Source organism: Paraburkholderia sp. JHI2823, from assembly GCF_038900695.1.
Lineage (GTDB): Bacteria > Pseudomonadota > Gammaproteobacteria > Burkholderiales > Burkholderiaceae > Paraburkholderia > Paraburkholderia mimosarum.
In genome coordinates, this window is record NZ_JAYMRY010000028.1 from 16286 (window position 1) to 28809 (window position 12524).

Consider the following 12524-nt stretch of genomic DNA (forward strand, 5'->3'; position numbering starts at 1 on the left):
TATGCGAAAGCCGCTACCCACTGAGGATCTCGATTTGATCGTCGACCAGACCGCCGCGGTCTGGTCCGCGTTCGATCGCGCGCGGCTTTTTATCACCGGAGGAACGGGTTTTATCGGTTCCTGGCTGCTTGAGGTGGTACAGCATGCCAATCGCGTAAGAGGCAGCGAAATCGAGATCGTCGCACTGAGCCGCGACCCAGACAAGGCGCGCGCCCACGCGCCTCATTTGTTCGCTGGCACCGATGTTACGCTCGTCAAAGGCGACGTGACAGATTTCAAGACCGACGTCGGGTCAATTGACTTATGCATTCATGCGGCAACCGACGTTGCCGATCCCGCGAAAGCCTCAGACAGACTGCGTGTTTTCGACACTAATGTAATCGGCACGCGAAATGCACTGGACTTCGCTCAAGCGCACGGCGCATCTCGCTTTCTGCTCACCTCGAGCGGTGCAATATACGGCACTCAGCCGCCAGTGCTTAGCCACATGCCGGAGACATTTAGCGGAGCACCCGATCCGCTCGACGTGGACGCTGCGTATGGTCAAGGTAAGCGTGCGGCAGAATGGCTGGCGTCGGCGTACGGACGCCACAGCAACCTGCACGTGACAATTGCACGGATCTACGCTCTCATTGGTCCGGGCATTCCGCTTGACGGGCCATTTGCGGCGGGAAATTTCATTCGCGATGCGCTGGCTGGTCGCCCTATCACGATCAACGGCGACGGGCGCCCGGTGCGCAGTTATCTGTATATGGCTGACGCCTGCATTTGGCTCCTTCGGATGTTGCATTCCGGCGAATGCGGCCATGCTTATAACGTAGGATCCGAACGCGAAATTTCGATCATTGATCTGGCACGTATGATCGAGTCGCTGTGCGGATCCAACACCCGTGCGATACCGCGCATACCTCCAACAGACGCTCCCGCCCCGAGGTACGTTCCGGCTACGGCAAAGGCGCGCAGCGCCCTCGATGTCGAAGAAATAACGCCCTTCGAACGCGCCTTACTCAAGACGATCAACTGGAACCGCATGGCGGTCACAGCATGAAGAAATTCGATGCAACTCACCTGCGCAAGACCATACTGGGCATGGCATTTGCGGGCTCGACAGTCCATATCGGATGCGCGTTTTCGATCGTGGAGTTGCTTGCTGTGCTTTATCGAGACCATCTGCGCTTCGATGCGAACGACCCACGCGCCGCACAGCGCGACTACATGGTGCTCAGTAAGGGGCACGGCGTTATGGCGCAATATGCCTGCCTGCATGAGATCGGCTGGCTAGCGGCTCAGGACATCGCCCGGTATTTCGGAAATGGCACCCACCTTAAGGGGCTGGCAGATGCACACGTGCCGGGTATCGAAGTCACTTCCGGTTCGTTGGGGCATGGTCTGTCTGTTGGTGTCGGACTCGCTTTAGGTGCGAAGAGAAACAAGTCGGAGCAAATGTGCTACGCGCTTGTTGGAGACGGCGAATTGAACGAGGGGACGATCTGGGAGGCGGCCCTTTTCGCTGCGCAGTTCAAACTGGACAACCTCGTCGTAATCGTAGACGTGAACGGTTTTCAAGCCATGGGCTCGACCGACGAGGTCATTGGACTCGGCGACATCGCCGCGAAGTTCGCGGCTTTCGAATTCGACACATTGAGCATCGACGGCCACGACGAAGCTGCGATCGGCGCCGCCTACCAGCAATTCAAAGATAAGAAGAATGGCCGCCCAAAGGCGCTAATCGCCAAGACGGTTAAGGGGAAAGGCGTCTCGTTCATGGAACACGACAACATCTGGCACTACACACGGCTTACACCACAGACGTATGAAGCTGCCGTGTCTGAGCTGGGAGGCCGGCAATGAGAGATGCATTCTCGAACGCATTGGTAGCTGCAGCCAAACAAGACCCCAAGGTATTGCTGCTGACAGGCGACCACGGTTACGCGCTCTTCGATGCATTTCGACACGCGTGCCCCGATCAGTATCTGAATTGCGGCATAGCCGAGCAAAATATGGTTGGCGTCGCGGCCGGGCTGGCGAAGGCGGGGTTCCGCCCGATCGTTTATGGCCTGGCAGCGTTCGTACCGATCCGCGTGCTCGAGCAGATCAAGATTGATGTCTGCTATGAGAATTTGCCTGTTACCTTTATCGGCGACGGGGCTGGAGTCGTTTACGCTCAGCTTGGCACAAGCCATCAGTCCACCGAAGATATCGCCGCGTTGCGTGCCATACCCCACATTTCGATTTATTCGCCTGGCGACCGATTCGAATTGACTGCATGCGCGGAACGCATCATGCGCAATCCGGGTCCCGCTTACCTTCGGATCGGCAAGGCAGATCTCGGTGACATCCATAGTGCGCCGCTCATCAACTGGTCAAACGGCGATTTGATTGCGGCGACTAACACCGACGCTCCCTATCTGTTTGTTGGTACTGGCTCTGGCCTCAAGCTTGCGCAAAAAGTGGCAGCAACGCTGGGCAATGCAGACGTCGTTTCCGTACCTTGTCTAAAGCCGTTCCCGGAATTGTCACTTCGCAGACTGGCAAAAGGCCGAGAGGCGATTGTCACGTTCGAGGAGCATTCGATCTACGGCGGACTTGGCGGACTCGTCGCTGAAACGCTCATGGGGCATTATCTGGGAACATTTGTGCGGGTCGGCATTCAGGATCGTTTCAGCGAGATATGCGGTAACTATGCGTATCTGATGGAGAGCCACGGATTGGCCCCTGAGACAGTCGAGAAACGGATCAGAAAGGCACTTGATGCAAGCGCCCAACTCCAACAGTAAGCCTGACGATTTTGTAGCCGGGACGGGAAGCGAGCGTCGTCTCGCTGGCGAGCCAATGCGAAACACGGCCATTCAGCTTGTTCGCTTTCTGATTGTTGGCGGACTCAACACCGCGTTCGGATACACGTTGTTCGCCCTACTCACCTATGTTGGTGTCGTTTACCCAATCGCAATTGGCCTCGCAACGGTCGGTGGCGTGATGTTCAACTTCCAGAGCGTTGGGCGACTGGTTTTTTCCGGCGCTCCCCGCTCGCGTTTCTGGCGTTTCGTGGGCGTCTACTGTGTCGTCTATCTGGTGAATCTCGGCGGCGTACGTTTGCTGCTCGATCATGGCGCCGGCATTTACGTCGCAAACGCGCTTATGCTGATTCCGCTCAGCCTGCTTGCATTCATCCTTAACCGTCAGTTTGTTTTCAATTTCCCATGAAGCATGTTACGGTCGTCACCCCTTGTTTCAACGAGGAAGAGAACGTGGAGACGGTCTACAACGAGGCTCGCCGAGTATTCTCGACGATTCCTGGTGTGACATACGACCACCTGTTCATCGACAATGCATCCACCGATTCGACTGTCAGCAAGTTGCGCAACATCGCCGCGACTGACCCGGCCGTCAGCGTGATCGTCAATGCGCGAAATTTCGGCCATATTCGCTCTCCGATGTATGGACTGATGCAGGCCAAGGGCGACGCCGTCATTCTCCTCGTAGCCGATCTCCAGGACCCTCCCGATTTGATGCGTGACTTTGTCGAGAAGTGGCTTGCGGGCGCGCCGATCGTGATCGGAGTGAAGCCTGAGTCGAAAGAGTCCGCGCTCTTTTTTGCTCTGCGTCGCATGTACTACCGTCTAGTCACGCGCATTGCAAACGTCAAGCTCATTCAAAATTTCACGGGGTTTGGGCTCTATGATCGGAAAATTATTGAAATCCTGAGGAAAATCGACGATCCCTATCCGTATTTCCGGGGGCTCATCTGCGAGATCGGCTTCGATGTGATTCAGTTGCCGTACGTGCAACCGCGACGCAAACGCGGGATTTCGAAGAACAACTTCTATACGCTGTACGACATAGCAATGCTTGGCATCACCTCGCATTCGAAGGTGCCGCTCAGGCTTGCAGCGATCGGCGGGTTTTTCCTGTCGGGCGTAAGCCTTTGTTTGTCGCTCGTCTACCTGGTGTTGAAGTTGCTGTACTGGAATAGTTTCAGCATGGGAAGCGCCCCGATGCTCATCGGGTTGTTCTTTTTTTCCTCGGTTCAACTGTTTTTCATCGGCTTGCTGGGTGAGTACGTCGGCGCAATTCTGACTTATGCGCAGAAACGACCGTTAGTGATCGAACGAGAGAGGATCAACGGCACCGGGTCTGCCGATGCAGATTCGGTCGCTACTAAAGAATCGGACTCTATTGCGCCTGCAGCCTAACCTGAATTGAATTCCATGACAGATCTCACCGTAAAGGATACATCGGCTACCCATTCACTAATAAAAGCTAGGGAAGATTTGCACAACATGTTTTCGGAGCGCCGATCTTTTTTCAGGTTGGGCGTATCGGCCGCAGAGTCTGCTAGCACGTTGGTCGTCCGGCTTTTGAAGCAGGATGACCTTCGTTTGCCGAGACTCACGGCCTGATGCGCAGGGCGTTTTACGCTTTGCTTAAAGCCTTGCGCGCCATCCAGAGGTTGCCCAGCGCAAACAGGGTCGTGATCTGCGCGGTGTTCTTCACCAATCCTCGGTAGCGGGTCTTCGTATAACCGTATAACCAAACTGCTGCTTGAGCACGCGAAACGGATGTTCAACGTTAGCGCGCACGCCAGCCTTCAGGCGCTCAATCTGGTTGCATGTCGCGTCCAGACGATTGGTCAGGTCCAGTGTCGACGCTTGCCCGCTCGCATCGCGACATGCCAGCGTACCGGGTTCGCCTGACATCGCTTTTCAATCCCCTGATATCCGGCGTCAGAGTACACATCCTTTTTCCTGGCCGTGCAACAACGCTTCGGCTGCATTGATGTCGTGCACGTTGATGGCGGCAGCGATCGAACGCCAGTGGTGTAGTGGTCAGCATTCCCGCGGCTTACGATTTACAACTACACCCCGAGTAGTGGAACCGGCATTTTGTCCACGAATGCCGTAGCTCCACTCCAGACGATTATTTCGGGGAACGCGATCGGTTCCACTTCCACCATTTTCAACGCCGGGATCTCGATTAACTATTCCGGGGCTTCGAACGTGGTGGCGTATGGGAACACGCTGCAAGCCACGACGATTTACATCAATAACGCTGCCGACACCTCCCGCATCATCTCGAATAACAGGCTGGTGACTTCTGCTCACACCACGACCGGATGTAACCAGAAGAACAACTATTGATCTGGCACCTTGCCCAAAGATGGCCCGGCTATCGTCAGTTAGAATACCGATCTCTCATTGGCAACCGGATCGGACATGGCTAGCATCGGAAGGGTGGCTTCCCTCAAGAAATCGAATATCAGGCCCGATATCGTGGTCGGCGTCGCGCTGGCGCTGGCCACATCGATTCTTGGCTGGCACTTTGCGGGAGGCCGGGCACTGCACATCCTTGGGAGCCCGTTCTACTACGGTGGCGACGGGATGCTTATCCTGGGCACGATCCAGCACATCATCGAGGGCGGCTGGGTGTATGTCTCGCCGAGGCTCGGTGCCCCTTTTGGCTCGGCTCTCTACGACTACCCGGTTCCCGACTCCGGCACTCTGCTCGCGCTCAAGACCATCGGCAAGCTATTCCATAGTGCCGGCGCAGCTTACAACATCTTCTATCTCGCTGGGTTTGCGCTCAACGCTGTCTTCGCCTATGCGGTGCTGCGCTACCTGAAAGTGGGGCGCTCCCTGAGCTTTGCCGGCGCGTTCGCTTTCACGATGCTGCCGTTCCACTTCATGCGCGTCATGCATCTGTTCTACACCTGGTATTTCGTGGCGCCTATCTTCACGTGGTACGCGCGCAAGGCATACCGGGGCGACCTGAAGTTTTCCGGCCGCAGGGGATTGATGCATGCAGCCGCAATGCTTGTGCTGACGTGCTTCGGCGTCTACTACGCATTCTTCGGTGCAATGACGATCGCCGCCGCAACTCTCGTCCGGGTGTTGGCCTCCCGATCCGTCGCATCAGGCCGCGCCGGCATCATCGCCTGCGCCATCCTCCTTGCTGGCGTCGTGGCCAACGTCGCGCCTACGCTTGCATATGAGCGCGCACACGGAATGAACAGTGAGGTCGCTGATCGCATTCCGTCAGAGTCCGAGACCTACGGCATGAAGATCGCGCAATTGCTGCTTCCATGGCAGGCTCACCGCTCTGCGACTCTGGCCGGGATAACGAACCGGTACATGCAAACGTTCCCGCTCGTCAACGAAAACCAGACTGGCGCGCTGGGGATGATCGGCAGCGTCGGATTTATCGCGCTCATGCTGACGCTGATCGGACCGCGCCGGCATGAGCCCGTTTCGCTACTCGCCGCGCTCGCGCTGATTTTTGTCCTGTTCTGCTCGATCGGCGGCCTGTCATCCCTCTTTGCCATGCTGGTGTCGGCCAAGATACGGGCGTGGAACCGCGCGAGCGTCTTCGTCGCTTTCTTCGCGATCTCAGCCGCTATGCTCCTGCTGCAGAGAGCGATACAGGGATGGAAGCGACCGCACACGATGGCGCTATCTGGTTTGTTGTGCGCGCTGGTCATCTGGGATCAGACGCCGGCATCGCCCGTTGCGCCGATTGATACCTACCGTGCCAACTACGAGAGTGACAAGGCTTTCGGAGCGGCTGTCGAGCGCGCCCTTCCTACCGGAAGCATGGTCTACCAGCTCCCGTATATGGCTTATCCGGAGATTCCGCCGCTGCATCAACTCGACGCCTACGATCAGCTTGCTGGCTACCTCAATACGAAGGCGATTCGCTGGAGCTATGGCGGCATGAAGGGAAGGGAAGGCGATTTGTTCCTGCGCCAACTGTCGACGCAGCCCATCGACCAGCAGGTGGCGACCATCCGCGATAAGGACTTCTCAGCCGTGTGGGTCGACCGCCGCGGATACGCTGACCATGGCGCACAGATCGAGGCAGATCTGGCGAAAGCGCTCGGTCACGGCCCCGCGCTCGTCAGCCCCAATGGCAATCAGGTGCTGTTTATCGTCGGGGCTAGGGGATGAGCGGAAACGATCCCACGAACTTCCACGCACATTCGATGAGGACGAGCGATCCGACGAGAATCGCGATCTGAACGGGCTTGCTGCGGAAAGTTGACCACTAGTTTGTTCGTGGGTGGAATATTAGAACACTCGGCGGCCGCTGCCGCGCGACGCTCTCTTCGCCAAAAGCGACGCAACAGCCGTGCGTGATGAAGCAGCAGATCGAGGAGTGCCGCCGTGAGCGTGGCGTCGTCGGCGAAGGTCTGGTCCCACTGGCCGAATGGCAATTTGCTCGTCAGGACCAGGCTGCCGTTCTCATATCGTTTGGCCACCACCTGGAACAGCAGATTTGCCTGCTCGCGATCCATCGGAAGGTAGCCCATTTCGTCGATGATAATCAGCTTGTAGGGCTTGGTGACCCGCTTGATGGCTTCCTCAAGTTGGTTACGCCGCAACGCCGTCGTCACTTGCATCAGAAGATCGGCGGCAGTGATGAAGCGGGTGCGAAACCCAGCCTGCGTTGCCCGATATCCGAGTGCCACAGCAAGATGGGTTTTGCCCACACCACTGGGCCCGAGCAGCAAGAAATTCTCGGCACGCATGCATCGAGATTTCGCCCGCCGCAGCCAGTGCTGCCAAGCGCACTCGGATTAAGCCCTGATACCCGGATGCTCGCAATTGACTTCCAGCGGCTGTGGATCGAAGCAGTGTCATGATCACACAACAGCCATATGGGCCGCCTGGCGAACATCTGTTTCATTGAAGCCAGGCTGCCCGTTGGGGGACACCGAATACCCATGCATGTATCCGGCTTGCCAGTGTGCGACGTGCCGAAGCACGCCCGCAGCCTCGATGCGATTCGCCCATTTTGCCCTTGGTAGACTAGCGGCCTACTTGGCAATGTTGCTAACGACCAGGTTCACAAATTTCAGGATGCTGGCGCTAGTCCATCAAGGATGAGCGCGCCGCATCTCATGCGAGCAGAGTTCCTAACCGCGCAAGAAGCGGGTCAACCATTCGCCCCCAACCGTGCTCCTGCTCGACGAACCTTCTTGCACGCGCCGCCATTTCAACGGCCGCGGCCTCGTTGACCACGAGCCATTCGATCCGAACGACAAATTCCTCCGGCGTATTCGCGATCACCAGATCTCGCCCAGCCTCGGCATGCAGGCCCTCATGTCCGGACGAAGTCGCCACAACAGGCAACCCCAGCGCCATATACTCAAGAATCTTGTTCTGCACGCCCGCCCCGATTCGCATGGGGCACACGCCGATGGCGCCATCCTTGGCCGCATCCGCCACCAACGCAACCCGCCCTGTCACCTCGACACCGTCATAAGCCCTGAACCGCTCGGCAAGTGCAGGAGAAATCGAGCCCACGATCCTGAACCGGTAATCCGCACGCTTGCGCAGCAGCGGCAGCACCTCTTGCGCAAAAAAGTGGCACATGTCCTCGTTCTGAACCGTCCGCATGTCGCCGATGAAAATCAGCACCCGACTTGCCATGCTACGCACCGAATAAGGCAACCCGGACAGATCGACCCCATTCGAGCACACCATCACATTCTCGGCGCGCGAGCCGGGAAACAGATAATCCTTATCCGTCTGCGAAACCAGCACGGACAAATCAAAGTCGTCGACGATGGTGCGCTCGTAGTCGCCCAGGCGTTTCGCCTCGAGACTGAGCACATGCGACTTGAGGCCCCGCGCATTCTTGAGCTGCTTGACCCGGCTATAGTTCAGCGAGATCGCGTCGGTCATTTCGAGAACCCGCGGCTTGTCCGACTTGCGGACATACTCGGCGCAGCGCACCAGATGGACGAGTACGCCGTCATGCGACGGCATCATTCGTTCAACCGCGGCGGCAAATGCCCGACTCCGGTAATAGGCGACCTGCAACGGCGTACGCGTGGGAAGCGCAAGCAGCGTATTGATGTACGAATGCGCCTTCGAAAGGAAGACTCGCTCGATCCGGTCGAATACGCCGTCGTCGGGCAGTTCGCAGTCCATGTCTTCGCGCGTGTCACACAGGCTCAGCAGCGTCAGCGAATATTGGCGCGACAACGCCTTGCAAAGATGATAGATCCTCAGCTTGTCGCCGCCGATCACGGGGTAGGGAAGTCTGGGCGTCAGCACCAGCAGTTTTTTCCTGTCTGTGGTCACGACAACTGATCCCAGAATTGCTGAATCGCCGGAGCGACGGTCGATTCCGAAAAAAGACGCGCGCGGTCCACTCCGCTGCGGACCCTCGTCTCGAACGTATCACCACCGCTGCATATGCTCCTGATCTGCTCGGCCATATCGGCAACCGAGAAGGGGTCGAAATGTAGACCGGTCCCACCCACGATCTCGGGCATCGACGTCGTGTTGCTGCACGCGACAGGCGTACCCGACGCCATCGCCTCCAGCAGCGGTATGCCGAACCCTTCGAACAACGAAGCAAAGATGAACGCACGAGCCTGGCGATAGTGCAGCTTCAGCTCCTGGTCGGAAACATACCCGAGCAGTTCGACACGACCCGCAAGTCCCAGTGCAGTTGCCCGCTGTAAAAAATGATCGTGATGCGCCGATTTAATTCCGGCAATGCGCAACCTGACGTCCTCGTCCAGCGTCGGCCGCGCTAAAGCGAACGCTTGCAGGAGGCGATCGACGTTCTTGCTGGGCACTTCGCCCGCCACGGTAAACAGATAGGGTTGGCGATCTGCCTGACTGAGCGGGGGTGCGAACCAGTCGTCCGGAATCGAACACGGAATGACGCGCACGTCCTCTTCCGACAGTCCGAACTGATCCACCAGCTCCCGCTGGGTGAATCGGGACACGGTCAGCACGACGTCGGCGCGACGAGCCAGCCGTGGCACGACATGCCGTCTGTACACGCGCCCGAACGTCTGATACAGGGATCGCGACGGAGGCAGCACTCGCCATGGTTGCAGATAGATCAGGTCGTATATGACCGAGATGAGGCGCGTCCTGCCCGTCGATCGCAATGGTCCCGTGTTGTACGGACACAGCAGGTAATCCAGCTTCTGCGCCTTGCACAGGCGCGGCAACTCGACCTGCTCCCACCATGGAAAGAAACCGCGGCCATCGCTGACGCATGGCCAGTCCGTCGTCGTCACGCCGCTCGGTGCGAGACCCAGCACGGACGCATTAACCGGCTCGATCAGCTGACGCGCGAATCGTCCCATGCCGCGGTAGTTGCCAACCATCCAGGTGACATCCACGCCCAACTTTACGCCGCATTGCCTCGAGGCAGATTGAGTCAGAAGCGACATGAACCATCCAGAACGGATTGATAGACCGCCACAGTCTTCGCGGCGCATGCCTCCCAGGTCAACTCGCGCGCTCGCGCCAGCCCCGCTTCGCGGAGCACGTCAGCTTCGCGAGGCCCCTCGATCACGAGGCGCATCGCCTCGGCGATCTCACCTGCGTTGCAGGGGTCGACCTGAATGGCGGCATCGGCCGCCACTTCGGGCACAGAGGTGGTATTGGACGCAATCACCAGCAGACGCGACGCGAATGCCTCCACGACCGGAAGTCCGAAGCCCTCGCCCAGCGATGCGAACACCAGCGCGCTGGCCGATTGCATCACGGCGCGCACGTCGAAGTCCGGCAAATACTGCAACCACCGGGCACTGCCTTCCGTTTCGCTCGCTCGCAGGCGGGCGACAAGGCTTTCACACCCCCACCCGGCCCGTCCGACGACAACCAGTGGTACTTCGCGGCGCAAAGCGGCCGGCAGACTGGCGTGGGCATCCATGACCCGTTCGAGATTCTTCCGCGGCTGCAAGGTCCCTAAGCACAGAAAGAACCGCTCGGGCAGGCTCAACCGCTTCAGCACTTCGTCGCGTGCCGTCTGGTCGATCTGTTCAAAAAATCGTGGGTGCACACCAAGGGGCACGACGGAGATGCGTTCCGGCGCGATGTCGAAATGTTCGGCAATCGCGCGCTTCGAATAATCGGAGATGGTGATCACATGATCCGCCCACGCGCCCGAGCGCCGCAACAGCCAACGGCGCAGCGTGGCCAGCTTCATGGTCGTCCATTCGGGATTCGACAACGGGATCGCGTCCATCAATGTCGCGACAACAGGTATCGCAGACAGCTTTGGAATCAGGTGATCCGTTGCATGGAACACGTCGATGTGCGCCGTGACAAGCTCCTCCTCGGCCGCGCACTTCCACGGGCCCACAGCGCCCAGCGTCGCCATGACCGCATGACGACCGAGATTTAAGGGCGGCAGGGCGCCCGGCAACACGTCATCGCCGACGAACGTGCGATAGCCAGCAGGGACGAGATCGACCCCGCCCCTGGCAATCAGTGCTCGCCCCAGCTCCCGCGTGTACGAGCCAATGCCGTCCACCCCGCCGTGCGCAATGCTACGGGCCAATGCCGTCGTACCGAAACCTACCTTCACCCCTGCCCCTCGTTGTGCATCCAGCGCGGCGTGTCTTCCCGCATTATTTTTTTGAGCTGCTCGGCGGCCGGCTCACCCGCTGCCGCAAACGACCGTGCGAAATCACGGCCCATGCAGCCGGCGAGCCGTCGCCGGCGACCGAGGCACATCAGAACGAGAAGCCGCGCTCGTTGCGGCGCAAGTCGGCCTCGACCATCATCGCGCACAACTGCTCGAGCGTGGTCTTCGGCTCCCAGCCCAATTGCTTCTTTGCCTTCTCCGGATTGCCGATCAGCAGATCCACTTCGGCCGGGCGGTAAAACTTCGGGTTGATCTTGACGAGCGTCTTGCCGGTCGCAGCGTCGATCGCGGTCTCGTTCTCGTCACGGCCCTTGAATTCGAGGTCTACGCCGGTTGCCTTGAACGCCATGCGCACGAAGTCGCGCACGGTCTCCGTACGATTCGTCCCGAGGACGTAGGTATCCGGCTCATCGGCCTGCAACATGCGCCACATGCCTTCGACGTACTCCTTCGCGAAACCCCAATCGCGCTTCGCGTCGATATTGCCCAGTTCAAGCACGTCGAGTTGGCCGAGCTTGATCTTGGCGACGGAGTCGGTGATCTTGCGCGTGACGAACTCGCGGCCACGCAGGGGCGATTCGTGATTGAACAGGATGCCGCTGCAACCGAAGATGTCGTAGCTCTCGCGATAATTCACCGTGATCCAGTGTGCGTAAAGCTTCGCGACACCATAGGGACTGCGCGGGTAGAAAGGCGTCGACTCGGTCTGCGGAATAGCCTGCACTTTGCCGAACATTTCGGACGTGCTCGCCTGATAGAAGCGGATTTTCGGGTTGACGATGCGGATGGCCTCCAGCAGGTTCAGCGGGCCGATGCCGGTGATTTCCGCAGTGGTGGCAGGCTGGTCGAAGGATACGCCGACGAAGCTTTGCGCGGCGAGGTTGTAAACCTCGGTCGCTTCCGTAGTTTGCAGCAGGCGGATGCTCGACGACAGATCCGTCAGGTCGTATTCGACCAGATGGAGGTTGGGGTGCTTCGCAACACCCAACTCCTCGACACGCCAGAAGTTCACCGAACTCGTGCGGCGGTAGGTGCCGTAAACGGTGTAGCCTTTTTCAAGAAGGAGTTGCGCAAGATAGGCGCCGTCCTGGCCAGTGATGCCGGTGATAATGGCTGTCTTCATAGTG

General features: G+C 58.6%; 11 protein-coding genes and 2 pseudogenes. 7 read left to right on the top strand and 6 right to left on the bottom strand.

The features are described 5' to 3' along the window. Nucleotides 1-34 precede the first annotated feature (34 nt). The 5 genes from VSR34_RS25630 to VSR34_RS25650 are packed head-to-tail and all read left to right on the top strand — an operon-like array spanning nt 35 to nt 4193. Nucleotides 35-1048, top strand: a complete 1014-nt coding sequence (locus tag VSR34_RS25630) for an NAD-dependent epimerase/dehydratase family protein (RefSeq protein ID WP_342963909.1) — start codon at nt 35-37, stop codon at nt 1046-1048. Further along, the gene (locus tag VSR34_RS25635) at nt 1045-1851 is read left to right on the top strand and encodes a transketolase (RefSeq protein ID WP_342963910.1); all 807 of its coding nucleotides are present in this window, start codon (nt 1045-1047) and stop codon (nt 1849-1851) included. Before VSR34_RS25630 ends, VSR34_RS25635 begins: the two co-directional genes overlap by 4 nt. Continuing rightward, nucleotides 1848-2777: a transketolase C-terminal domain-containing protein gene (locus VSR34_RS25640; RefSeq protein ID WP_342963911.1), complete on the top strand. Its 930-nt coding sequence runs from the start codon at nt 1848-1850 to the stop codon at nt 2775-2777. The genes VSR34_RS25635 and VSR34_RS25640 overlap by 4 nt, the downstream gene beginning before the upstream one ends. After that, entirely contained in the window at nt 2752-3204 is a 453-nt protein-coding gene (locus tag VSR34_RS25645; protein WP_342963912.1) for a GtrA family protein, read from the top strand. Before VSR34_RS25640 ends, VSR34_RS25645 begins: the two co-directional genes overlap by 26 nt. Then, nucleotides 3201-4193, top strand: a complete 993-nt coding sequence (locus VSR34_RS25650; protein WP_342963913.1) for a glycosyltransferase family 2 protein — start codon at nt 3201-3203, stop codon at nt 4191-4193. Before VSR34_RS25645 ends, VSR34_RS25650 begins: the two co-directional genes overlap by 4 nt. A 220-nt stretch (nt 4194-4413) precedes the next feature. Here the strand turns inward: VSR34_RS25650 and VSR34_RS25655 are convergent. Further along, a pseudogene (locus VSR34_RS25655) lies at nt 4414-4796 on the bottom strand (transposase); the annotation flags it as partial. A gap of 87 nt (nt 4797-4883) precedes the next feature. Here VSR34_RS25655 and VSR34_RS25660 point away from each other — a divergent pair. Both VSR34_RS25660 and VSR34_RS25665 read left to right on the top strand, forming a co-directional pair. Next, nucleotides 4884-5138 carry a hypothetical protein gene (locus VSR34_RS25660; protein WP_342963914.1) on the top strand — a complete coding sequence of 85 codons (255 nt, stop codon included), beginning with the start codon at nt 4884-4886 and terminating at the stop codon, nt 5136-5138. Between the two features lie 75 nt (nt 5139-5213). Then, nucleotides 5214-6941 (top strand): sugar translocase, encoded by a 1728-nt coding sequence (locus VSR34_RS25665; protein ID WP_342963915.1) that lies wholly within the window; start codon nt 5214-5216, stop codon nt 6939-6941. 170 nt (nt 6942-7111) lie between these two features. On the opposite strand, the pseudogene VSR34_RS25670 reads toward VSR34_RS25665, so the two are convergent. From VSR34_RS25670 to gmd, 5 genes and pseudogenes are all read right to left on the bottom strand, one after another. Further along, a pseudogene (locus VSR34_RS25670) lies at nt 7112-7519 on the bottom strand (ATP-binding protein); the annotation flags it as partial. A 373-nt stretch (nt 7520-7892) separates the two neighbouring features. Further along, a complete protein-coding gene (locus VSR34_RS25675) occupies nt 7893-9083 on the bottom strand; it encodes a glycosyltransferase (protein WP_342963916.1) in 1191 nt (396 codons plus the stop codon). Then, nucleotides 9080-10195: a glycosyltransferase family 1 protein gene (locus VSR34_RS25680; protein WP_342963917.1), complete on the bottom strand. Its 1116-nt coding sequence runs from the start codon at nt 10193-10195 to the stop codon at nt 9080-9082. Before VSR34_RS25680 ends, VSR34_RS25675 begins: the two co-directional genes overlap by 4 nt. Beyond that, nucleotides 10183-11337 carry a glycosyltransferase family 1 protein gene (locus VSR34_RS25685; protein ID WP_342963918.1) on the bottom strand — a complete coding sequence of 385 codons (1155 nt, stop codon included), beginning with the start codon at nt 11335-11337 and terminating at the stop codon, nt 10183-10185. Before VSR34_RS25685 ends, VSR34_RS25680 begins: the two co-directional genes overlap by 13 nt. 148 nt (nt 11338-11485) lie before the next feature. Next, entirely contained in the window at nt 11486-12520 is a 1035-nt protein-coding gene (gmd, locus tag VSR34_RS25690; protein ID WP_342963919.1) for a GDP-mannose 4,6-dehydratase, read from the bottom strand. Nucleotides 12521-12524: the final 4 nt, after the last annotated feature.

What these genes read in the sequence shown, in the direction of transcription:
- VSR34_RS25640 (WP_342963911.1), top strand. Translation starts at nt 1,848, where the DNA reads ATGAGAGATGCATTCTCGAACGCATTGGTAGCTGCAGCCAAACAAGAC.
- VSR34_RS25635 (WP_342963910.1), top strand. Translation starts at nt 1,045, where the DNA reads ATGAAGAAATTCGATGCAACTCACCTGCGCAAGACCATACTGGGCATG.
- VSR34_RS25680 (WP_342963917.1), bottom strand. Translation starts at nt 10,195, where the DNA reads ATGTCGCTTCTGACTCAATCTGCCTCGAGGCAATGCGGCGTAAAGTTG.
- gmd (WP_342963919.1), bottom strand. Translation starts at nt 12,520, where the DNA reads ATGAAGACAGCCATTATCACCGGCATCACTGGCCAGGACGGCGCCTAT.
- VSR34_RS25645 (WP_342963912.1), top strand. Translation starts at nt 2,752, where the DNA reads ATGCAAGCGCCCAACTCCAACAGTAAGCCTGACGATTTTGTAGCCGGG.
- VSR34_RS25650 (WP_342963913.1), top strand. Translation starts at nt 3,201, where the DNA reads ATGAAGCATGTTACGGTCGTCACCCCTTGTTTCAACGAGGAAGAGAAC.
- VSR34_RS25665 (WP_342963915.1), top strand. Translation starts at nt 5,214, where the DNA reads ATGGCTAGCATCGGAAGGGTGGCTTCCCTCAAGAAATCGAATATCAGG.